The organism is Streptomyces sp. NPDC059373 (assembly GCF_042751495.1).
In the GTDB taxonomy this organism is placed as follows: domain Bacteria; phylum Actinomycetota; class Actinomycetes; order Streptomycetales; family Streptomycetaceae; genus Actinacidiphila.
This window is the reverse complement of record NZ_JBHYXC010000023.1, coordinates 20,635-42,111: the sequence shown is the minus strand read 5'-3', so window position 1 is coordinate 42,111 and position 21,477 is coordinate 20,635. Positions and strand designations below refer to the sequence as shown.

The 21,477-nt window shown below is 71.6% G+C and carries 17 protein-coding genes and 1 pseudogene; 11 read left to right on the top strand and 7 right to left on the bottom strand.

The genetic code is table 11. The features are described 5' to 3' along the window. Positions 1-219: 219 nt before the first annotated feature. Positions 220-414: a hypothetical protein gene (locus ACFXJ5_RS26650; RefSeq protein ID WP_384635992.1), complete on the top strand. Its 195-nt coding sequence runs from the start codon at positions 220-222 to the stop codon at positions 412-414. 87 nt (positions 415-501) lie between these two features. After that, on the top strand, positions 502-2,130 hold the full coding sequence (locus ACFXJ5_RS26645) for a hypothetical protein (RefSeq protein WP_384635989.1): 1,629 nt from the start codon (positions 502-504) through the stop codon (positions 2,128-2,130). 48 nt (positions 2,131-2,178) lie between these two features. Here the strand turns inward: ACFXJ5_RS26645 and yczR are convergent, their stop codons facing one another. Then, positions 2,179-3,666 (bottom strand): MocR-like transcription factor YczR, encoded by a 1,488-nt coding sequence (yczR, locus tag ACFXJ5_RS26640; RefSeq protein ID WP_384635986.1) that lies wholly within the window; start codon positions 3,664-3,666, stop codon positions 2,179-2,181. Between the two features lie 99 nt (positions 3,667-3,765). On the opposite strand from yczR, the pseudogene yczE reads away from it, so the two are divergent. After that, positions 3,766-4,380, top strand: a pseudogene (gene yczE / locus ACFXJ5_RS26635) (membrane protein YczE); the annotation flags it as partial. On the opposite strand, the gene ACFXJ5_RS26630 reads toward yczE, so the two are convergent. Continuing rightward, positions 4,378-4,986, bottom strand: a complete 609-nt coding sequence (locus tag ACFXJ5_RS26630) for a class F sortase (RefSeq protein WP_384635982.1) — start codon at positions 4,984-4,986, stop codon at positions 4,378-4,380. The pseudogene yczE and the gene ACFXJ5_RS26630 sit on opposite strands and share 3 nt — an antisense overlap. 328 nt (positions 4,987-5,314) lie before the next feature. Here ACFXJ5_RS26630 and ACFXJ5_RS26625 point away from each other — a divergent pair, with 328 nt between their 5' ends. The 4 genes from ACFXJ5_RS26625 to ACFXJ5_RS26610 all read left to right on the top strand — a co-directional run bounded on the left by ACFXJ5_RS26625 (position 5,315) and on the right by ACFXJ5_RS26610 (position 10,785). Then, positions 5,315-7,129, top strand: a complete 1,815-nt coding sequence (locus tag ACFXJ5_RS26625; RefSeq protein WP_384635980.1) for an acyltransferase family protein — start codon at positions 5,315-5,317, stop codon at positions 7,127-7,129. Positions 7,130-7,389: 260 nt separating this feature from the next. Beyond that, entirely contained in the window at positions 7,390-8,565 is a 1,176-nt protein-coding gene (locus tag ACFXJ5_RS26620; protein WP_384635977.1) for a hypothetical protein, read from the top strand. A gap of 142 nt (positions 8,566-8,707) precedes the next feature. Then, the gene (locus ACFXJ5_RS26615) at positions 8,708-10,099 is read left to right on the top strand and encodes an MFS transporter (protein WP_384635974.1); all 1,392 of its coding nucleotides are present in this window, start codon (positions 8,708-8,710) and stop codon (positions 10,097-10,099) included. 311 nt (positions 10,100-10,410) lie between these two features. After that, entirely contained in the window at positions 10,411-10,785 is a 375-nt protein-coding gene (locus tag ACFXJ5_RS26610) for an RNA polymerase-binding protein RbpA (protein WP_127359507.1), read from the top strand. 70 nt (positions 10,786-10,855) lie between these two features. On the opposite strand, the gene fxsA is transcribed toward ACFXJ5_RS26610, so the two are convergent. The 5 genes from fxsA to ACFXJ5_RS26585 form a co-directional block, all read right to left on the bottom strand. After that, a complete protein-coding gene (gene fxsA / locus ACFXJ5_RS26605) occupies positions 10,856-11,455 on the bottom strand; it encodes an FxsA family membrane protein (protein ID WP_384635971.1) in 600 nt (199 codons plus the stop codon). Positions 11,456-11,476: 21 nt separating this feature from the next. After that, entirely contained in the window at positions 11,477-12,250 is a 774-nt protein-coding gene (locus ACFXJ5_RS26600) for a polyprenol monophosphomannose synthase (RefSeq protein WP_384635969.1), read from the bottom strand. Next, a complete protein-coding gene (gene lnt, locus ACFXJ5_RS26595) occupies positions 12,247-13,902 on the bottom strand; it encodes an apolipoprotein N-acyltransferase (protein WP_384636235.1) in 1,656 nt (551 codons plus the stop codon). The genes ACFXJ5_RS26600 and lnt overlap by 4 nt, the downstream gene beginning before the upstream one ends. 528 nt (positions 13,903-14,430) lie before the next feature. After that, positions 14,431-16,098, bottom strand: a complete 1,668-nt coding sequence (locus ACFXJ5_RS26590) for an amidohydrolase (RefSeq protein ID WP_384635966.1) — start codon at positions 16,096-16,098, stop codon at positions 14,431-14,433. 253 nt (positions 16,099-16,351) lie between these two features. Beyond that, entirely contained in the window at positions 16,352-16,792 is a 441-nt protein-coding gene (locus ACFXJ5_RS26585; RefSeq protein WP_206305702.1) for an Lrp/AsnC family transcriptional regulator, read from the bottom strand. 244 nt (positions 16,793-17,036) lie between these two features. Here ACFXJ5_RS26585 and ACFXJ5_RS26580 point away from each other — a divergent pair, with 244 nt between their 5' ends. The 4 genes from ACFXJ5_RS26580 (at position 17,037) to ACFXJ5_RS26565 (ending at position 21,357) form a co-directional block, all read left to right on the top strand. After that, positions 17,037-18,182: a glutathione-independent formaldehyde dehydrogenase gene (locus ACFXJ5_RS26580; RefSeq protein WP_384635962.1), complete on the top strand. Its 1,146-nt coding sequence runs from the start codon at positions 17,037-17,039 to the stop codon at positions 18,180-18,182. Between the two features lie 111 nt (positions 18,183-18,293). Then, positions 18,294-19,139, top strand: a complete 846-nt coding sequence (locus ACFXJ5_RS26575) for an MIP/aquaporin family protein (protein WP_384635959.1) — start codon at positions 18,294-18,296, stop codon at positions 19,137-19,139. A gap of 79 nt (positions 19,140-19,218) precedes the next feature. Then, entirely contained in the window at positions 19,219-20,736 is a 1,518-nt protein-coding gene (glpK, locus tag ACFXJ5_RS26570; RefSeq protein WP_384635956.1) for a glycerol kinase GlpK, read from the top strand. A 171-nt stretch (positions 20,737-20,907) separates the two neighbouring features. Next, complete coding sequence (locus tag ACFXJ5_RS26565; RefSeq protein ID WP_384635954.1) at positions 20,908-21,357, top strand: hypothetical protein; 450 nt, start codon at positions 20,908-20,910, stop codon at positions 21,355-21,357. Positions 21,358-21,477: the final 120 nt, after the last annotated feature.

The window sequence follows — 21,477 nt, the reverse complement described above, 5'->3', positions numbered from 1 at the left end:
CGGGGTTGATCACCCGTCCGGGCGACTTCGCTGCTCCGTCGGCGGGACGGTCCGCATGAGGGCGCCCCGGTGCGGCGAGGATCCTGATGGAGCACCGCAAAGCGCCCGCTTGGGCTAAATAATCTACAAATCACCCATTTGCCGCTTTCCAATATCCATTACTGTCTGTAAGCATGGAAGGACTCATGGTGACAGTCCCCATCACACAGGAGTAACCCCATGATCCTGTCCATTTCAGGCGTCGTCCTGCTCGGCATCATCGTCTTCCTGTTCTTCCGCAAGGACGGACTCAAGGCGTCCCACGCACTCATCTGCGCACTCTTCGGCTTCTATCTCGCGGGCACCGCCATCGCCCCGAGCATCAAGGCCGGCGGAGCCAGCCTGGCGAGCCTGCTGGGCGGGATCAAGTTGTAGCCAGGCCGTCCCGTACGGCCATCCCCCTGGGCCCGGCGCGCTCCTGCCGCTCCGGGCCCGTCCCGTAACGAACCTCTGGAGCACCACGTGGCCAGGCGTCCCCTCCCCGGCATTCTCAGCGGCAGCCGCCCCTCGGTGAGCCGCCTCGTCGACGGTGGCCGTCCCTCGCTGGCCAAAGGACGCGACTTCGCGCGTACGGCGACCGACAGCGCCGCCGACGTGCTCCACCCACTCCTCGTCATCCTGCGCGGGCTGCGACGCCAGCTCGGCTGGCTGCGGGCCTGGTGGGCCCGGACCCCCAAGGACCGGCGCGGACCCGCGCTGCTGCTCCTGGCCGCCATCGGCCTGGTCGTCGTGCTGTTCCCGTACGGCCCCTATCTGGCACTGATCGCGTTCATGAGCTCGGCCGCCTGGATGGGCCGCGACCGCACCCCGGAGCCGACCGGGCCCAGCGACGCCGAGACCGCCCGCCTCAAGTCGCTGTACGACGCGCTGGTGCCGTATCTGTCCGACCCCGGCGACCCCAGCCCGATGTACACCCACGACGGTGACTGGCAGGAGGCCTTCGGCTCGTACGAGTTCGAGGACGGCCGGCTGGTCCGGCTGCACCTGCGGTACCCGGCGTACTTCACCGACGGCGAGGCCGAGTCGAAGGCCCGGATCGAGCAGGTGCTGCACGCGAAGAGCGGCCGGGGCCGCGAGTACCGCTTCGACTGGGACGAGGAGGAGAACCGCCTCACCCTCACCGCGCTGCCGGCGCTGTCCACCGGCATCGCGGCCCAGCACTTCGTGATGTCCCCCGGCGAGACGGTGCTGGGCTTCACCGACCCCGACGCCGTCCAGCGCACCGTGCCGGTGACCGACGGCGACGAGGCCCGCGACGCTCCCCCGATCGTGTGGCGTACCGGCCCGCGCTCCGGCGAGCCGCACCTGCTGGCCCTCGGCCGGCCCGGCACCGGCACGACCACGCTGCTGCGCTCCATCGCCCTGCAGGCACTGGCGCACGGCGACGTCGTGGTGATCGACGGCAGCGGCATGGGCGAGTACGCGTGCCTCATCGGGCGGCCCGGCGTCCTGGCCGTGGAGAGCGGCCTCGCGGGCACGCTGGCCACACTGGAGTGGGCCGCACACGAGACCGAGCGGCGGCTCATCGCCGTCAACCGCGCCCGGCAGGCGGGACGCCCGGCGCCCGAGGACACCCGCCGTCCGCTGTGGATCCTGGCGGACCGGCCGACCGCGCTCACCCAGCTCGCCCATGCCGAAGGCCGCAAGGATCCGCAGGAACTCCTCGACGTGCCGCTGCGGCACGGCCGGGCGGCCGGGGTGACCGTCGCGGTCGCGGACTCGCTGGACTCGGCCGAGGCCCTGTGCGGCGTGATCGTCGCGCACACCAGGGCACGGGTGGTGCTCGGCGCGGTCTCGGCCGAGGAGACGCGGCTGGTGCTCGGGGCTCCGCAGTGCACGACCTCGGCGGCATCGGTGCCGGCGGGGCGCGGATACGTACGGCTCGGGGCCGGGCCCGTGCTGCGGCTCCAGGTGCCGGCGACACCGGATCCGTACGACGAGGAGACCGGCGAGGCCGACCGGCAGGCGGTACTTGCCCTGCTTCCGGCCACGACGGCCTCCGGGTCGGCCCCGGCGGCCGAGGAGATCATCGAGGTGGCGGCGCCCGAGGAGCGGGTGCGGGGCAGGGCCGACCTCGAGCTTGAGCACTGACGCCACTGCCCAAGGCGTCCGGAGTGGCCCCGGCCCCACGGGCTGGGTTCACGCCACGAACAGGCCCGCCCCCTCCCCCTCCGCTCCGCCGCCGTGCCGCACGGCCTGGGCCGCCGCGGCCAGACGGGAGACCGCGTCACGGGCCACGGCTCCACCGACGGTGAAAGGGAGGCGTACGTAGGACTCGAAGGCGCCGTCGATGCCGAAGCGGGGGCCGGAGGGGACGCGGACGCCGAGGCGTTCACCGGCGACGGCGAGGCGGGAACCGGAGACATCGCCGGTGCGGACCCACATGGTCATGCCGCCGGAGGGGACGGAGAACTCCCACTCGGGAAGCTGTTCGCGAAGGGCGGCGACGAGGTCGTCGCGGTATTCGCGGGCCCGGGCACGCCGGGTCGCGACGGCCTCGTCCCAGGCGCCGGTGCGCAGCAGCCAGGCGACGGCGAGCTGGTCGACGACCGGGGACCCGAGGTCGAGGTAGGCGCGGGCGCTCACCAGGCGGCGTACGACGTCGGGGGCGGCGCGAACCCAGCCGATGCGCAGGCCGGCCCAGAGGGCCTTGCTGGCCGAGCCGACGCTGATCACCGTGCCGCCGCGGTCGAAGGCGGCCATCCGGCGCGGCGGGCTGTCCTGCGACTCGAGGGTGAGTTCGGCCATGCTCTCGTCGGTGATGATGACGGTGCCGGCGGCGCGGGCGCTCTCGACGAGGGCGCGCCGCTGGTCGTCGTCGATGAGAGTGCCGGTGGGGTTGTGGAAGTCGGGCATGACGTAGGCCATGCGCGGCACGGCGTCGCGCAGGACGCGCTGCCAGGCGTCGAGGTCCCAGCCGGCGAGCCCCTCGCGCAGGGCTACAGGCACAATGCGTGAGCCGCTCTCGCGCAGCAGCTCCAGGACGTTGGCGTAGCTGGGCGACTCGACGGCGACGCGCTCCCCGGGGGTGGTCAGGCGGCGGGCGGCGGCGGCGATGGCGCCCATCGCACCGGCGGTGACCATGATCTGCTCGGGCCGGGTCGGGATGCCCCGGGCGGTGTAGCGCTCGGCGATGGCCGCGCGGAGGACGGGGAGGCCGGCCGGGAAGTCGCCGTGGGTGGCGGAGTAGGCCGGCAGGTCGGCCAGGGCGCCTTGCATGGCACGCGAGAGCCAGGGCTCGGGGGCCGGGAGGGCGGCGTTGCCGAGGTCGATGACGGTGCCCGCGGCGTCCGGCGGCAGCGGCTCCATGCTCCGGGTCGGCAGACCGTGGCCCTGCGGGACGGCGGTCCAGGTGCCGGCTCCGCGCCGGGAGCGGGCGAAGCCCTCGGCGCGCAGCGCCTCGTACGCGGCGGCGGCGGTCGTGCGGCTGATGCCGAGGGCCAGGGCCAGTTCACGCTCGGCGGGCAGCCGCGCCGCGACCGGGATCCGGCCCTCCAGCACCAGGACCCGGATGCCGTCGGCGAGGCTGCGGTAGGCGGGCACGCGACGGCCGGCGGCTCGCTGCGGCCTCGGCTCGAGCAGCCGCGCGAGGTGCGGGGCCCCTACGGATGCGGTCCACTCAGACATCGCTTCCAGTCCACCTTCCGCGAATTGGCCATGGTCGGGGAGTGCCTCCAGGCCACAGGGTGGCACGATCATCGCCGTAATGACCAGTGGGGGTTCGCCATGCAGGGCCAATCGACGTCGCACACAGGGCGCCGCACGGGCCGCCGACTCGTACATCTCTACGTCGGGCTGGTGCTGTACGGCGCGGGCGCCGCTCTGCAGGTGCGCGCGGCGCTGGGTCTCGATCCGTGGGACGTGCTGCACCAGGGGGTGTCGAAGCACACGGGGCTGAGCATCGGGACCGTCTCCGTCATCGTGGGCGCGGCGGTGCTGCTGCTGTGGTGGCCGCTGCGGCAGCGTCCGGGGCTGGGCACGGTGTCGAACGTCTTCGTGGTCGGGCTTTCCCTGGACGCGACACTGCGGTTCGTTCCGCAGCCGCACGCGCCGGCGGTGCGGGTCCCGCTGCTGGCCGCCGCGATCGTACTCAGCGGTGTGGCCACCGGCCTCTACATCACGGCGCGCTTCGGGCCCGGCCCGCGCGACGGCCTGATGACGGGGTTGCATGCGCGCACGGGCCGCTCGGTCCGGCTGGTGCGTACCGGGATCGAGGTGACGGTGCTGGCGGCCGGTTTCGCGCTGGGCGGATCGGTCGGGGTCGGGACGGTGGCGTACGCGCTGGCGATCGGGCCGCTGGCCCAGGTCTTCCTGCGGGTCTTCGCGATGGCCGAACCGTCACTTGTGTCCGGTCATGCGAGCGAAGACGACGACGTTGCCCGAGTAGCCGCCCGCCTTGGTGTAGGTGCCGCCGCAGGTGATGACCCGCAGTTCGGGCCGGGCGGTGTTGCCGTAGACGCGCTTGGCGGGGAAGTCCTTCTTGGCGAAGACCTCGATGCCGTAGATCGTGAAGATCGCGGTGGTGCCGTCTGCGCGGGACACCTCGATCCTGGCGCCCTTCTTGAGCGCTCCCAGGCCGTAGAAGACCGCGGGGCCGCTCTCGTTGTCGACGTGGCCGAGGATGATCGCTGTGCCCTTGGCGCCGGGTGAGACGGAGCCCTTGTACCAGGCCGCGAGGTCCTTGTACTGAGGTGGTGGGGCCTCGATGGTCTTCTGCTTGTCGAGCGAGACGTTCATCAGAGGGGCGTCGATGCTGACCTTGGGAATGCGGATGCGCATGGGCTGGGCGTCGGGCAGCGGCGGCACCGCGTCCTTGGTCCCGCCGCCCTCCGCGCCACCGGCGAGCGCGGCCGACGCGGCGGTCGGCTGAGGAGGGCCACCGGTGCCCTCCAGGCCGTCGACCATCAGCACGAGGCCGGTCAGCACCACTGATCCCACCACCGTCATGACGACGCGGCGTCCCCTGCGGGTGAACCGGACCGGGGGCCGCTGTCGCGCTCTGGGCGTGCTGCGGAGCGCGTGCCGTGGCGGTACGGGAGGGTGGCCCCCGGGAAAACGCTGCATCGCTGTCCTTACTGTCCCTACTGTCCTTCAGCTACGGCCAGTCCGACATTAGATGATAGTCCGTCATATACGACGATAAGGGCGGCAGCGACAGCCCGCGATCAGAGGTGGCGAACGAGGCACCACCCGATCAGGTGAACGCGACGACAGGCCTTCGGCAATCGGAGCAGACAAGCGTGCGTCGGAAGCGACCGGGCACGACGGTGTACCGATGAGCACTGAAAACCGGCGGGCCCGTGGGCTGGACGGGTTGCGGGCGCTGGCCGTGGCGGCCGTTGTCGTTTATCACGTGCACGCGCCGTGGCTGCGGGGCGGCTTCCTCGGTGTCGATCTCTTCTTTGTCATGAGCGGCTACCTGATCACCAGTCTGCTCGCTGCCGACCACTGGCGGTCGGGCCGGATCCGCCTCGGCGCCTTCTGGAAGCGGCGGGCCCTGCGACTCCTGCCGCTGCTGTGGCTGGTGCTCGCGGTCACCGCCTGCGCGGCCACCCTCACCGGCGGGGACGCCTGGGACGGCCTTCGGGGGGCGGTGGCCGCGGCGCTGACCTACCGCAGCAACTGGTGGCAGCTGACACAACACGACATGTACTTCGCCCAGTTCGGTGCCGTCCCGGTGCTCCAGCATCTGTGGTCATTGTCGGTGGAGGAGCAGTTCTATCTCGGCTGGCCGCTGCTGCTGTGGGTCGTGATGGGCCTCCTTCGCCGGCAGCGGGCGCAGGCGACGTGCGCCGCGGTCCTGGCCGTGGCGTCCTTCGTGGCGATGGCACTGCTGTACGAGCCCGGCGCCGAGCCCTCCCGCGTGTACTACGGCACCGACACGCACGGCGGCGGGCTGCTGCTCGGCGCCGCCGTGGCACTGGTGCTGCCGCTCACCCGGGCCGGCACGCTGCGGCGGCCGGAGTACGTCCGGGCCATCGACACGCTGGGGGCGGCCGGGCTGGCGGGGCTGGCCCTCGCGGCGGTCCTCGCCGGCGGGAACGGTGCCTTTCTGTACCGGGGCGGCCTGGTGGGCGTCTGCCTCGCCGCCGCCGCGCTGACGGTGGCTGCCTGTACGCCGGGTTCCGTCGCCCGTGCGCTCGGGTGGGCGCCGCTGGTGTGGCTGGGGCGCCGCTCGTACGGCGTCTACCTGTGGCACTGGCCGGTGCTCGCGTGCCTGACCAACGCGGCGGGCAGGGTGGCCGATTCGGCCCCCGGCAGGCTGGTCTCGCTGGTGGTGCCGGTGGGCCTGGCGGCGGTGTCGTACCGGGTGCTGGAGGAGCCGCTGCTGCGGCTGGGGGTGCGCGGCTGGGCCGAGGCGGTGAGCGGGCACGTCCGGGCGGCGGGGGCACGGCGCCCCCGGCTGGTGCTGGGCGCGGCGGTAGCCGGTCTCGCCGTGCTCGGCACGGCGTACGTCGGCGTGTCGCGGGCGCCGTCCGGGGGCGGGCTTGAGGCCCAGATCGCGGCCGGCCGGCGGGCCATCGCGGTGCGGTCGGCTCCCCCGGCGACCTCCGTTGCCTCGTCGGCCGCGCCGGCGTCCTCGGCTGCACCGCAGCGGGTCGCATCGGTGGGCGGGGGCGACATCGTCGCGGTCGGCGACTCGGTGATGCTTGCCTCGGCGGCCGCCCTGGAGCGCCGGTTCCCGGGCATCGACGTGGACGCGGTGGTGGGACGTCAAATGTCTTCGGCGCCGGATGAGTTGACGCGACTTGCGGCAGCCGGACGGCTGCGGCGGGTCGTGGTGGTGGGCCTCGGCACGAACGGCGACTTCACCGCCGACACCCTTGAGCGGATCCTGCGCATCGCGGGCGCCCGGCGGGCCGTGGTCTTCGTCAATGTGCATGCCCCCCGGTCCTGGGAGGCCCGCGTGAACACGGCCCTCACGCGGGGCGTACGCCGCCACCGGGACGTGGCGGTGCTGGCGGACTGGTCCACGGCCATCTCCCCCCACCCGGAACGCCTGTGGAGCGACCGGATCCACCCGCGACCGTCAGGCGCACGGCTGTACGCGGACGTTGTCGCGGCAGCTGTCCGGGATGCGATCTCCTGACGGCTCGTCGGGTCTGGCCTGATGCCTCGTCACCCGTTCGACCACGATCTTTAGCCGCTTCCTACGGCGCGCCCGCACCGCTGCGACCTGGGGTTATGTGGTAGCCCGGGCCAATCTGATGGTCCGTTCGAGTGTACGGACGCGATCTTCCCGAAATGCGGGACGGGCGGGCCGCCCGCGCAATGGATCACAAGGACGCGGTCGCAGTTCGTCTCGAGGGAAGCAATCCCACCTGCCCCGTCCGCAAGGAGGTTCAACCCATGCGTGTTGCACGCATTCTGGCAGGGGCGGTGCTCACCACGACCGCCGTGATGCTTCCGGCCACCTATGCTTTCGCGGCCAATCTCAGCCTCACCACGGACCAGGTGGAGGCCGGAGACAGCGTGACGTTCACGACGAGCTGCATCAACGGCAGCCTCACCGGTGACGTACTGGACGGCGGCCGGGTGGATTTCTCTTCGGCCAGTCCCATCCACAGCTTCGATGTCTCGGATAACGCCAGGCCCGGAGTGCACTCGGTGATTCTCACCTGCACGGATCAGGGCTCGTCCGGGGGCATGGCGTCTCTCACCGTCAGCGGCAACAACAACGGCGGCAACAACGGCGGCGGCGACAACGGCGGCAACCACGGAAACAACGGAAACGGCGGCAATCACGGAGACCACGGCAACAACGGCAACAACGGCAACCACGGCAACCACGGCAACCACGGCAACCACGGCGACCACGGCGACCACCGGGGCGACCACCGCGGAGACCACCGCGGAGACCACGGTCGCAACTTCGACCCGTGCGACGACGGCTCGTGGGGCGGCGGCGACGACAACTTTGGGGGCAACCACGGACGGGACGACCACGGCCGGGGCGACAACGGGCGGGGCGACAACGGCCGCGGTGACAACGGCCGGGGCGACAACGGCCGGGGCGACAACGGCCGGGGTGACAACGGCCGCGAGACCTCCGACCGTGGTGACCAGCAGAACGACGAAATGAGCGCCCCCGGCGTCCGCGACAACCAGGACCAGACTCTGGACGACCAGAGCAGCTCGGCAGCCAACACCTCCGACGGCAAGAACACCGTCGGCTCGTGGGACGGCGGCCAGGACGGTGGCTGGAACGGGGACGGCGGCGGTCGCGACAACGGTCACAACAACGGCGGCCACGGCGGCCACGGTGGCAACCACGGCCGGGACGACAACGGCCGCGACCACGGGGACCAGTGGGGCAACGACGACCAGTGGAACGACCCCAGCGGTGACGACTGCGACAACTTGGCAGCCGACGCCCCGACCGGCAGCCCGCACACCGGTGTGGGTGGCTCGATCGGTGGCCTGAACACCACGGAGACCGCGGTCGGCAGCGGGCTGCTCGCGGCCGCCGCGGGCGGCGGCATCTACCTGGTGCGCCGTCGCCGCATGAACGGCGGCCGGGCCTGATCGTTGCGGACCTCCGCGATCCAGCTCTGACCGCCCTGCCCCCGGGCCGCCGCGAGGCGCCCGGGGGCAGTCACGTACCGGCGGGTAATCGGTGGCATCATGGCCGGTCACATCGGCACGCGTGACGGCGGGGTGGCAACGGGTGGACACGAGCGAGGCGCGGGACAGAGCCGGCACCGAGGAAGCGGCTCCGACCGTCGCCGATGCCCGCGAGCGGCGGCGGGAACAGCGCGGCTGGTACTTCTACGACTGGGCGAACTCGGTCTTCTCCGCCAGCGTGATCACGGTCTTCCTGGGGCCGTATCTGACCACCGTCGCCAAGGCCGCGGCCGACGCCGACGGCTATGTCCACCCCCTGGGCATACCCGTCCGGGCCGGGTCGTACTTCGCGTACGCGATCTCCGCCTCCGTACTGCTGTCCGTCTTCGTGATGCCGCTGGCCGGGGCGGTGGCGGACCGTACGGGTCGCAAGAAGCCGCTGATGGGCGTCTTCGCGTACATCGGGGCCGGGGCGACGATGGGGATGTTCTTCCTGTCCGGGGACCGGTATCTGCTGGGCGGGGCGCTGCTGGTCACGGCGAACGTCGCCTACGCGGCGTCGGTGGTGATCTACAACTCGTTCCTGCCACAGATCGCCGAGCCGGACAAGCGGGACGCGGTCTCCTCACGCGGCTGGGCCTTCGGCTACGCGGGCGGGTCGCTGGTACTGGTGGCCAATCTGGTGCTGTTCCTTCAGCACGACGACTTCGGGATGTCGGAGGGGGTGGCGGTACGGCTCTGCCTGGCCTCCGCAGGGCTGTGGTGGGGCGCCTTCACGATCATTCCGCTGCTGCGGCTGCGCGAGCGCGGGGTGCCCTCGCCGTCCGCCGGTGCCGGGGAGGGGGGCTCGCTGGGCCAGGGCTTCCGGCAGCTCGCAGCGACGGTACGGGACATGCGCCGGTATCCACTGACGCTGAGTTTCCTGCTGGCGTACCTGGTCTACAACGACGGCGTTCAGACGGTGATCTCGCAGGCCTCGCTGTACGGCTCGGAGGAGCTGGGCCTGGGCCAGTCGACGCTGATCGCGGCCATTTTGCTGGTCCAGGTGCTGGCGGTGGCGGGCGCGCTGCTGCTGGGCAGGCTGGCCGCGCGGTACGGGGCGCGGCGGACCGTCCTCGGGTCGCTGGCGGCGTGGACGGTGACGATCGGGGCCGGGTACTTCCTGCCGGCGGGTGAGCCGGTGTGGTTCTTTGTTCTGGCGGCGGCGATCGGGATGGTGCTGGGCGGCAGCCAGGCGCTCTCGCGGTCGCTGTTCTCGCACATGGTGCCGCGCGGCAAGGAAGCCGAGTACTACTCGGTGTACGAGGTGAGCGATCGGGGCACGAGTTGGCTGGGACCGCTGCTCTTCGGGCTGACGTACCAGCTGACTGGTAGCTACCGGGAGGCGATCATCTCGTTGGTGGCGTTCTTCGCGATCGGTTTCGTCCTGCTGGCGAGGGTGCCGGTGCGACGGGCGGTGGCGGCCGCGGGGAATCCGGTCCCCGAGACGATTTAGCCGCGCGGGCCGCGGGGCGGTAGTGTACGCCGTTGGCTCGCCGGATGGACCGTTACTGCGCGTCAAGGACAGGAAAGCGCAGGGTGACATCTCTCGTTAGATGTGACAAAACGGGCGCCGATGGGTACGAAAAGGGGCGGCACGACGGAAGGAAAAGCGCGGCGCACCAGCGCCTCCTGACAAGGGTGGTGGTGGGCGACGGGCGGGCGCATGACCCGAAACGGGAATCTTCACCGCCGACCGGACGTTGACCGGATGACGACGACAGCGACACCTGTCCTGTGGGCGACAAAGCCCGGGAGGCACGATTCATGAGTGAGCGAGCTCTCCGCGGCACGCGACTCGGGGCGACGAGCTACGAGACCGACCGCGGCATCGATCTGGCACCGCGCCAGACCGTTGAGTACGCATGCCGAAACGGACATCGATTTGAGATGCCGTTCTCGGTTGAGGCCGAGATTCCGCCGGAGTGGGAGTGCCGCGCTTGCGGTCAGACCGCTCTGCTGGTGGACGGAGAGGGCCCGGAGAAGAAAGAGACCAAGCCCGCGCGCACACACTGGGACATGCTCATGGAGCGCCGTACGCTCGAGGAGCTGGAGGAAGTGCTGGCCGAGCGCCTCGCTGTCCTGCGCTCCGGGGCCATGAACATCGCGGTGCATCCGCGCGACAACCGCAAGACCGCTTGACGTGAGGTGAGGTACGGGCCCGTGAGGGGCGGGCCCTGTATCGCTCTGCACCCCGGGACGGGGCGCTGGATCAGCGCCGCGACCCGGGGTTTTCGTCGTTCCCGGAGACGTCCCCGCCCCGCTCGACGACCTCGCCCTGGATGATCTTGCCGTCGGGGCGGTGCATCCGCAGCTGCTCGTCCGCCGTACGCGCCTGCTGGAAGAGATCACCGAGCGACCCGGGGTCATAGGCGGCGCTACGGCGGTCCAGGGCGCGGGCGCCGGCCTTGCGCAGCAGCGCCCGGGTCGGCGGGAAGAGGCACAGCAGGCCGACGGCGTCGGAGACGAAGCCGGGCACCATCAGCAGCAGACCGCCGAGCATCGCCAGACCGGCACCCTGACCGCCCTTCTCGCGGTCCCCGTTCTCCGCCGGCCCGGTCCCGGCCCCCGGCTGCACGGACTCGGCCAGGCTCCGCCACGCGCTGCGCCCCGCGCGCTTGACCGCCATCGCACCGAGGACGAATCCCGCGACGAGCAGCAGCAGGACCGTGAAGCCTCCGGCGGCGCGGGCCACGACGGTCAGCAGCCAGATCTCCAGCACGGCCCAGGCGGCCACGGCCAGCGGCAGGATCGTACGAGCGCGGGACCGCCGCTGCTGGGGAGCCTGCGGGGGCGGGGCGGAAGTCGTCATACGATCAATTGTGCCTGGCCCTCAGGAACGCCGGTTGACGGCCCTGCCCAGCTTGCCGACCCGGGAGGCGATCCCCCAGGCTCCGACCCGCCAGAACGCCTCGAGGACGATGCTGCGACTCATCTTGCTGTCGCCGCGCTCGCGCTCCACGAAGGTGATCGGCACCTCCACGACGTGGAAGCCGGCCTTGACCGCGCGCCAGGCCAGATCGACCTGGAAGCAGTAGCCCGCCGAGGCCACCGCCTCGATGCCGAGGCCCTCCAGGGTCTCCTTGCGGAAGGCGCGGTAGCCGCCGGTGACGTCGCGGATCGGCACGTCGAGGAGGAGGCGGGAGTAGGTACTGCCGCCGCGCGAGAGGATCTCGCGTGACTTGGGCCAGTTGACCACCCGGCCGCCGGGGATCCAGCGGGAGCCGAGGACGACGTCGGCGCCCTTGAGGGCGGTGAGCAGCCGGGGCAGTTCCTCGGGCTGGTGGGAGCCGTCGGCGTCCATCTCGACCAGCACGCCGTAGCCGTGGTCGATGCCCCAGCGGAAGCCGGCGAGGTAGGCGGCGCCGAGGCCTTCCTTGCCCTTGCGGTGCAGGACGTGCACCGCTTCGTCGGTGGCCGCGAGCTCGTCGACGAGCTTGCCGGTGCCGTCCGGGCTGTTGTCGTCGGCGACCAGGATGTCCGCGTCGGGCACGGCCGAGCGGACCCGGGCGACGATCGGCTGGATGTTGTCGGCCTCGTTGTAGGTCGGGATGATGACCAACACCTTGCCGAGCGGGCTGAAACTCCGCTGCCCGTCATCGCTCACTGCTGCTGCCCCTTCGCGTTCGTACGTCCCCGCCTGCCGAGCGCGAAGGCTCCGGCGCAGGACAGGAGACCCACCATAGCGAGGGTCCATTCGGGAATGGCACCGACTCGGTCGGCGACCGTGATCTGGTCACGCAGGGGCAGTTTCGCGCTGAGAACGTCCTGGGTGAACTCTTTGGTGCGCTGTTCGATCGTGCCGTCCGGCGAGACCACGGCGCTGATGCCACTGGTGGCGGCGGTGACGACGGCGCGGCCGTGCTCGATGGCCCGCAGCCTGGACATGGCCAGCTGCTGCTCGGGCTGCCCGGTGCGGCCGTAGGTGGCGTTGTTGGTCTGCACGACCAGGGCGCGGGCGCCGGCCTTGACGGTGTCGTGGACGATCTCGTCGTAGGCGACCTCGAAGCAGATCACGTCGCCGAGCTTCGCCCCGCCGATGTTGAGGACGCCGGTGGTCTTGCCGGGGTAGAAGTCGCGCTGGATCTGGTCGAGCCGCTTGATGACCTTCGTCAGCTCCGTGCGGTACGGCACGTACTCGCCGAAGGGCACGGGGTGTTGCTTGGTGTACGAGGCGCCCGGGCCGGTCACCGGGTCCCAGACGATGCCCTCGTTCTGGACGTGGTTCGCGTCAGGGCCGTCGACGAGCGCGCCGACGAGGATGGGCACGCCCACGGCCTGGACGGCCTCGGTGATGTCGGCGTACGTCTGGGGGTCGTTGAACGGGTCGAGGTCGGAGGAGTTCTCCGGCCAGATCACCAGGTCGGGCTTGGCGACCTTGCCCGCCTTGACGTCGGCGGCCAGTTTGAGGGTCGCCTGGACGTGGTTCTGGAGGATCTTCCGCGGGCGGCCCAGGAAGTGCATGCCGGGCTGCTGGACATTGCCCTGGACGATGGCCACCTGGACAGTGTCGTCGGCGTTCGTGGGCACCGGGACGCCGTAGCCGGAGGCCAGGACCGCTCCGGCGAGGGCCGCGGACCCAACGGCCGGGAGCGCGGCGCGGACGGTGCGGGGGTTGCCGCGGAGCCGGTACGCGGCCAGGGCGGCCGCCGCCAGCAGGCCGCCCGAGAGGGCGACGCCGAAGGTCACCAGCGGGGCGCCACCGAGCGCGGCGAGCGGGGTGAAAGGCGAACCGGTGTTGGCGAAGGCCAGCCGGCCCCAGGGGAAGCCGCCGAACGGCTGCCGGTCACGGACCAGTTCCTCGGCGACCCACAGACAGGCGCCCCACAGCGGCCAGGCCGGCAGTCGCGAGGTGACCGCGAGGCCCGCGCCCAGCGCGGCGATGAACAGCGCCTCGATGGCCGACAGGCCCACCACGGCGTCCCAGCCGACGACATGGAGCCACTGCAGCAGCCACACGAAGAACGGGAAGCCGAACGCGAAGCCGGTCCAGGCGCCCTGGCGGGCGGTGCGGCCCCGCACCAGGAGGGCGAGCCCGGCGACCGCGACCAGCGACAGCGGCCACACGTCGTACGGAGGGAAGGCGGCGGCCAGCGCGAGGCCCAGCACGGCGGCGACGGCGGAGCGGGGGGCTGCGCGGCGGGCGGCCTCGCGGGCTCGGCGGAGCCGGCCCGGGCGGTGGGGTGCCGGCTCCGGCTCTCCGGAGGGAGGCGTATCGGTCGCCGGGCCGGCGGGGGCCGGCGCGGTTTCGGGGCGCACGCGCACGGTCGCGGCCTTCCTTGCAGGTGGTGACTGTGTAGGTGACCGTACATCGAATGGGGGTATGCGCGGGCCGGCGGTGGGCTCTTCCGGCTCCCCTCACCGGGAGGATCTGCGGAGAGGGGCCCGGAACGCCCTTCGGGCCGACCTGGGACCCGCTGGCTGCGGGCCGGCGACAAGGCCGTTGTCTACTGGGCGCCGGGTCCCTCCCCGGGTCACACCTGCCGGCCGGCGGCACCTCGCCGTGAGGCGAGCCGCGCCCCGCGCCGCGAACACTGGACCTGGCTGCCAGTGGAGGCACGCCCGTGTGGCGCGGCCCCACGGCCCAGCGGCGGTCGGCGGTTTGCGGAGGATCCCCGGTCGGACGTCCTGCGGTGGACCCGGCCGAACCTACTCGCCCCCGACCGTCGGCTGTCAACACCGGTTTGACCTGGGCCTTTTACTCAAATCAGCAGGTCAGTGCGGGGCTGCCGAGGTCGCTTTGGACGGCACATGGGACACCGTTCGGCCGCATGCCGGAGCCCGGCGTCACTCGTTCGGCCGTGCGAAGACCGTCTGTCCGGCGACGACGGTGCGCAGCGCGGTGGGCAGCGCGGTCCCGGGGGTCAGATCGGGCAGGCCGGGGGTGCCGGAACGCGGGTCGGTGGACCAGTTGGAGACCCGCTCGTCGGGGACCTGGACGACGAGGTCGCCGGTACGCCAGACCGCGTAGTCGGCGGGGGCGCCGGGCACCAGGACCCCCGCGTCGTCGCGTCCTGCGGCACGCCAGCCGCCCCGGGTGTGCGCGGTGAAGGCGGCGCGTACGGAGATGCGGTGGGCGGGGGTGCGGTGGAAGGCGGCGGCCTGGACGGTGCCCCAGGGGTCGAGCGGGGTGACCGGGCTGTCGGACCCGAGGGCGAGCGGCACGCCGGCCCGTGTCATGGCCGCGTACGGGTTGAGGGTGCGGGCCCGGTCGGCGCCCAGGCGCTGGGCGTACATGCCGTCCTCGCCGCCCCAGGCGGCGTCGAAGGCGGGCTGTACGGAGGCGACGAGGCCGAGGTCCGCGAAGTCGGCGATGGTGTCCGGGGTCATCATCTCGGCGTGCTCGACACGGTGGCGCAGGGATCGCACGCGCTCCAGGCCGGCACGCTCGGCGGCCTTGCGTACGCCTTCGGTGACGGCGGCGACGGCTGCGTCGCCGATGGCGTGGAAGCCGGCCTGGATCCCGGCCTCGGTGCACAGGGCGACGTGGTCGGCGATGGCGGCGGCGTCGAGGTAGCCGGTGCCGGTGTGGGTGGGGGTACCCCCGGCGAAGCCAGGGGGAGCGTCGGCATAAGGCCGGTGCAGGCAGGCGGTGTGGGAGCCGAGCGAACCGTCGACGAAGAGGTCTCCCCCGGCCCCGATGGCGCCCAGCGCGCGGATCCGGTCGAGGTCGGCGTGGTGGGCGGCGGCCTCCGCCCAGTAGCCGAAGACCCGCGGGCCCGGCTCCCCGGCGGCCAGCGCGAGCAGGCCGGTCAGGTCGTCCTCGGAGGAGATGTCGGGGCCCGCGCACTCGTGCAGGGAGCCGATGCCGAGCGAGGCGGCGTGCCGCAGGGCGGCGCGCTGGGCGGCCTCGCGCTGGGCGGGCGTGACGGCCTCGTGGGCGGCGCGGCGTGCGGCGTGGTGGGCGTCGCGGGTGAGCGGTCCGCCCTCCTCGTGGAAGCCGGCCAGGCCGCGGACGCCGGGCACGAGGTCGAGCAGTGCGGTGGTCACGACCGCCGAGTGCACGTCGGTACGCGTCAGGTACGCCGGCCGGCCTCCCGTCGCGGCATCCAGCTCGGCCCGGGTCGGCGGCCGGCCCTCGGGCCACCGGGTCTCGTCCCAGCCGTGGCCGAGCAGGACCCGGTGGCCGGGGTTGGCGGCCGCGTACGCGGTGGTCCGGGCGAGTGCGTCGGCGAGCGTCGCGGCGGAGCCCAGGTCCAGGCCGGCGAGGGAGAGGCCGGTGGACGTGGTGTGGACATGGGCGTCGGCGAACGCGGGGGTGACCAGCGCACCGGCCAGGTCCACGACCTCGTCCACCCCGGTGGCGAACGAGTCCGCGGCGCCCTCGGAGCCGATCCAGGCGACGGTGCCGCCGTCGGTGACCATCGCGGTGGCGAACGGATCGGCCGGACTGTAGACGAAGCCGCCGCGCAACAGCACGGTCCCGCTCCGCTCGGGGGTGGCCTGGGTGGTCATGTGGTGCTGCCTCGCAGAAATACTTCGTAGGTGGTGCCGACCCACGAAGCCTAGTGCCGTGACCGGCGATGTTTGCCCGTCAAGGAGCGTCGTCCGGTGCATGCGATCGCAAGGCGGCCGGAAGTCCTTGATGGGGGTCCCCCCCTGCTCGAGCGAAGCCGAGAGCTTGGGGGAGAGCTACCAGGGCTTTTGGCCAACGCCGCGAGCGTGCGTGCTGGGCGGTGCGACAGGGCAAAGCTTGCCGGGAGGGGCACTAGATGCGCGGCGGGCGGGCCTCGTAGGGGGTGGAGAGGACGACCGTGGTGCGGGTGGAGACGCCGGCGAGGGTGCGGATCCTGGCGAGGAGGTGTTCGAGTTCGCCGGGGGTGGCGACGCGGACCTTGAGGATGTAGTTCTCCTCGCCGGCGACGCTGTGGCAGGCCTCGATCTCGGGGACCTCGGCGAGGCGCTCGGCGATGTCGTCGGGCGCGCTGGGGTCGAAGGGCGCGACGGAGATGAACGCCGTCAGCGACAGGCCCACCGCCTCGGGGTCGACGATGGCGGCGTAGCCGCGGATCACCCCGCGCTGTTCCAGGCGGCGCACGCGCTGATGCACGGCCGAGGTGGACAGGCCGGTGGCCTTGCCCAGGTCGGTGTAGCTCATGCGCCCGTCAGCGACGAGAAGTTCCACGATGTGCCGGTCCAGCTCCTCCACAGCGCAAGAACCTACAGGGTCCATGGTCCCTTGGGACATCCGGGATCGGCGGGTGATCGGGGTCCAGGCAGGCCGAAGGCCGGAGCCGGTCGCGGCGATCACTTCGGTCTGCCGCCTTGCCGTCCCGACCGTGCGGGGTTTATCTGGAGATATCCGGCGGTCACGAGTAGGAGTCGACCCGAAGGATTCACGGCCCCGCGCGCCGCCGCCGGCCGGAGGCACTCCTCACCGGAGGTGAGTGGAGATGAAGGCGGTCGTTTACGAAAACCCCTTCAATGTTGCCGTGAAGGAGGTGGAGGACCCTCGGATCCAGCACCCGAACGATGTGTTGGTACGCGTGACGTCGACGGCGATCTGCGGATCCGATCTGCACATGTACGAGGGCCGCACCGCGGCCCAGTCGGGGATCGTGTTCGGGCACGAGAACCTCGGCGTGATCGAGGAGACCGGCTCGGGCGTGTCCTCGCTCAAGAAGGGTGACCGGGTCGTCATGCCGTTCAACGTGGCGTGCGGCTTCTGCAAGAACTGCCTCGCCGGGTTCACGGGCTTCTGCCTGACGGTGAACCCGGGCTTCGCGGGCGGCGCCTACGGCTATGTGGCGATGGGCCCGTACACGGGCGGTCAGGCCGAGCATCTGCGCGTGCCGTACGCGGACTTCAACTGTCTGAAGCTGCCGCCGGGCGACCAGTGGGAGACGGACTTCGTGCTGCTCGCCGACATCTTCCCGACCGGATACCACGGCTGCGAGCTGGCCCAGGTGTCCCCGGGCGAGAGCGTGGCCGTCTACGGCGCCGGCCCGGTGGGCCTGATGGCCGCCTACTCGGCGCTGCTGCGCGGGGCGTCGAAGGTGTTCGTCGTGGACCGGGTGCCGGAGCGGCTGGCCAAGGCCGACGAGATCGGGGCCATCCCGATCGACTTCACCAAGGGCGACCCGGCGGAGCAGATCCGCGAGCAGACCGACGGCGAGGGCACGGACAAGGGCGTGGACGCGGTCGGCTACCAGGCCCACTCCCACGACGCCAGCCACGAGGAGCCGGCGGTCGTCCTCAACACGCTCATCATGACGGTCCGGCCCACCGGCATGCTCGGCGTGCCGGGTCTCTACGTGCCCGCCGACCCGGGCGCACCGGACGAGAACGCCAAGCACGGACAGCTGCTGGTCTCGATCGGCAAGATGTTCGAAAAGGGTCAGCGCATGGGCACCGGCCAGTGCAACGTGAAGCGGTACAACCGCCAGCTGCGCGACCTGATCATCTCCGGTCGGGCCAAGCCGAGCTTCGTCGTCTCCCACGAACTGCCACTGGATCAGGCACCGATGGCGTACGAGAAGTTCGACAAGCGCATCGAGGGGTTCACCAAGGTGGTGCTGCACCCCGTGCTCGCCGCGTGACCTCGGGGTCCACGGAGCGGGCGACCGTTCACCATGGCCTCCCGCGCCCTCGGCGAGGGGCGCGGGAGAGGCCGGAGCCGGTCCTCGCGTGACAGTCAGGAAGTGGGAACAATGGCGACACGTATACGCCGGCTTGGTCTGGTCGGCGAACTGTCGGCGGAGTTCGCCGGAACGATGATCCTCATCCTGTTCGGCGTCGCCGTCGTGGCCCAGGTGGTCGCCGGCGGGGCCCTCACCGTCCCGCCGGGAGGGCTGGGCAACCACGACAGCATCGCCTGGGCCTGGGGCCTGGGTGTCACTATGGGCGTCTATGTGGCGGCAAGGCTGAGCGGCGCCCACCTCAATCCGGCGGTGACCCTCACCCTGGCGGTCTTCAAGGGCTTCCCGTGGAAGAAGGTCGTCCCCTACGCCCTGGCCCAGACGGCCGGCGCGTTCGCCGCCGCCCTGATCGTGCGCTGGAACTACACCGAAGTCCTGGCCAAGGCCGACCCGGGTCACACCATCAAGACGCAGTTCGTCTTCTCCACGCTGCCCGGCAACGGGTCGATCACTGCCGGAGTGCACGAGTGGGGCGCGTTCCGCGACCAGGTGATCGGCACGGCGATCCTGCTGATGCTGATCCTGGCCATCACCGACCTACTGAACACCCCGCCGGGCGCCAACCTGGCCCCGTTCATCATCGGCCTGGTCGTGGTGGCGATCGGCATGGCCTGGGGCACCGACGCCGGATACGCCATCAACCCGGCCCGTGACTTCGGGCCCCGGCTGGCCAGCTACATCACCGGGTACAGCACGGCCTGGCGAGATCAATGGGGGAATCTCTACTTCTGGGTGCCGATCGCCGGCCCACTGATCGGCGGCGTAGTCGGCGGCTGCATCTACAAGTTCTTCATCGGCCAGTTCCTGCCCACGGCCGAGCCCGAACCCCCGGGACGGGTCCCGGCTTCCGAGGCCTGACCGGCACGGATACCGCACGGCCGGACCACGCCACACCCATCACCCCCTCGCTCACCATCTCCCACGAGAGGCAGCAGCCATGGCGGACTTCGTAGGCGCGGTGGACCAGGGGACCACCAGCAGCCGATTCATGATCTTCGACCACGACGGCAACGAAGTGGCCAAGCACCAGCTGGAGCACACCCAGTACCTGCCACGACCCGGTTGGGTCGAGCACGACCCGGTCGAGATCTGGGAACGCACCAACGTCGCCATCCAGAACGCGGTGCGCTCCGCCGGAATCTCGGCGTCCGACCTCGCCGCCATCGGCATCACCAACCAGCGCGAGACGACCGTCGTATGGGACCCCCGCTCCGGCCAGCCCTACTTCAACGCCATCGTCTGGCAGGACACCCGGACCGACACCATCGCCTCCGCCCTGGAACGGGACGGCCACGGCGACCTGATCCGCCAACGGGCGGGCCTGCCCCCGGCCACGTACTTCTCCGGCGGCAAGATCAAGTGGATCCTGGAGAACGTCGACGGGGTACGCGAGGCCGCGGAGCAGGGCAACGCCCTGTTCGGCACCACCGACTCCTGGGTGCTGTGGAACCTCACGGGCGGCCCCAACGGCGGCGTCCACGCCACGGATGTCACCAACGCCAGCCGTACGATGCTGATGGACCTGGAGACCCTCGACTGGGACGACGAACTCCTCGGCATCTTCGGCATTCCCCGCCGGATGCTCCCCCGGATCACCCCCAGTTCCGATGTGGACGCATACGGCACCACCCGCACCAGCCGTCCGCTGCGCACCCCGGTCCCCATCACCGGGGTCCTCGGCGACCAGCAGGCCGCCACCGTCGGGCAGGTCTGCTTCGCGGTCGGCGAGGCCAAGAACACCTACGGCACCGGCAACTTCCTGCTGCTGAACACCGGAACCGAGGCCGTGCACTCCAGCCACGGACTCATCACCACCGTCGCCTACAAGTTCGGCGACGCCGCCGCCGTCTACGCCCTGGAGGGCTCCATCGCCGTGACGGGGTCGGCCGTGCAGTGGCTGCGCGACCAGCTGCACACCATCAGCGACGCGGCGGAGAGCGAACGACTGGCCCGGACCGTGGACGGCAGCGACGGAATCTACTTCGTGCCCGCCTTCTCCGGCCTGTTCGCGCCGTACTGGCGTTCCGACGCCCGTGGTGCCATCGTCGGCCTGGCGCGCTTCCACACCAACGCGCACCTGGCCCGCGCCACGCTGGAGTCGATCTGCTACCAGAGCCGCGACGTGGTCGAGGCGATGGAACAGGACTCCGGCGTGCACTTGGACGTCCTCAAGGTCGACGGCGGCGTCACCGCCAACGAGCTGTGCATGCAGACGCAGGCCGACATCCTCAACGTCCCCGTCAGCCGCCCCGTCGTCGCCGAGACCACCGCGCTGGGCGCCGCCTATGCGGCCGGTCTGGCCACCGGCTTCTGGCGCGACACCGACGAACTGCGCGAGCACTGGAACGAGTCCCGGCGCTGGGACCCCCAGTGGACCGACGAACAACGCGCCACCGGCTACGCCGGCTGGAAGAAGGCCGTCCAGCGCACCCTCGACTGGGTCGACGTCGGCTGATCGCAGGGGCCTGTGGGACGCGGGGTGTGACGAAGGCCACACCCCGCGTCCTCGCTCACAGGGGTGGCCGCGATTACCCGGGGCGGCGGAAGGGAAGTGCTCGCTATGGTCGAGGCCGAGGCGCCCGGCCGGCCCCACTGAGGGCGCCCATCCTGAGGGGGAGATGCACCTATGCGCACTCACGCACGGCACAGCCGCGGTGGCGAACGGATGGACGCCGCGCTCGAGGAGGAACACGAACGCATCCCGGCGTTCGAGCTGGTCACGGCGGAGGCGGAGGACGCCGAGGACGGTTTCGACGACGAGGCCTATGAGATCTACCGGGTGGCCTGCCCCGACTGTGCCCGCCCGATCGCGCTCCTCGCGGACGAGGACGTACTGCCGGAGCACGCGCTGTGCCCGACGCCGTGGAATCCCTTCGGCCTGACGGTCTGCCCCGGGTCCGGGCGCGCCGCGCGGGACGCCGAGCCCACCGCCGGGGAGGCGGACGAGGCCGACGAGCCGGACTTCGGGGTGCTGCTGACGCTGCCGGCCGGGCTCGACTGGCGTACCCAGCCGTTCTCGCATGTGGGCGGCGCCGGGTCGCGGCCGTTCCGGGTGCCGTTGCAGCGGGCGGCGTAAGCACGACAGCGGACTGACCGGCGGTGGGGCGCGCCCCCCCCGGGGGGGCGGCCCCCCCCGCTTTAGCGGGGCCGGGGGGAGTTGGGACAAATCGGAGGGGGGGTGGTGAGGCAGGCAATC

Excerpts from the sequence above, each read along its gene's own strand:
- ACFXJ5_RS26650 (WP_384635992.1), top strand. The coding sequence starts at position 220 with ATGATCCTGTCCATTTCAGGCGTCGTCCTGCTCGGCATCATCGTCTTC.
- yczR (WP_384635986.1), bottom strand. The coding sequence starts at position 3,666 with ATGTCTGAGTGGACCGCATCCGTAGGGGCCCCGCACCTCGCGCGGCTG.
- ACFXJ5_RS26630 (WP_384635982.1), bottom strand. The coding sequence starts at position 4,986 with ATGACGGTGGTGGGATCAGTGGTGCTGACCGGCCTCGTGCTGATGGTC.
- ACFXJ5_RS26625 (WP_384635980.1), top strand. The coding sequence starts at position 5,315 with ATGAGCACTGAAAACCGGCGGGCCCGTGGGCTGGACGGGTTGCGGGCG.
- ACFXJ5_RS26620 (WP_384635977.1), top strand. The coding sequence starts at position 7,390 with ATGCGTGTTGCACGCATTCTGGCAGGGGCGGTGCTCACCACGACCGCC.
- ACFXJ5_RS26610 (WP_127359507.1), top strand. The coding sequence starts at position 10,411 with ATGAGTGAGCGAGCTCTCCGCGGCACGCGACTCGGGGCGACGAGCTAC.
- fxsA (WP_384635971.1), bottom strand. The coding sequence starts at position 11,455 with ATGACGACTTCCGCCCCGCCCCCGCAGGCTCCCCAGCAGCGGCGGTCC.
- ACFXJ5_RS26590 (WP_384635966.1), bottom strand. The coding sequence starts at position 16,098 with ATGACCACCCAGGCCACCCCCGAGCGGAGCGGGACCGTGCTGTTGCGC.
- ACFXJ5_RS26580 (WP_384635962.1), top strand. The coding sequence starts at position 17,037 with ATGAAGGCGGTCGTTTACGAAAACCCCTTCAATGTTGCCGTGAAGGAG.
- ACFXJ5_RS26575 (WP_384635959.1), top strand. The coding sequence starts at position 18,294 with ATGGCGACACGTATACGCCGGCTTGGTCTGGTCGGCGAACTGTCGGCG.
- glpK (WP_384635956.1), top strand. The coding sequence starts at position 19,219 with ATGGCGGACTTCGTAGGCGCGGTGGACCAGGGGACCACCAGCAGCCGA.
- ACFXJ5_RS26565 (WP_384635954.1), top strand. The coding sequence starts at position 20,908 with ATGCGCACTCACGCACGGCACAGCCGCGGTGGCGAACGGATGGACGCC.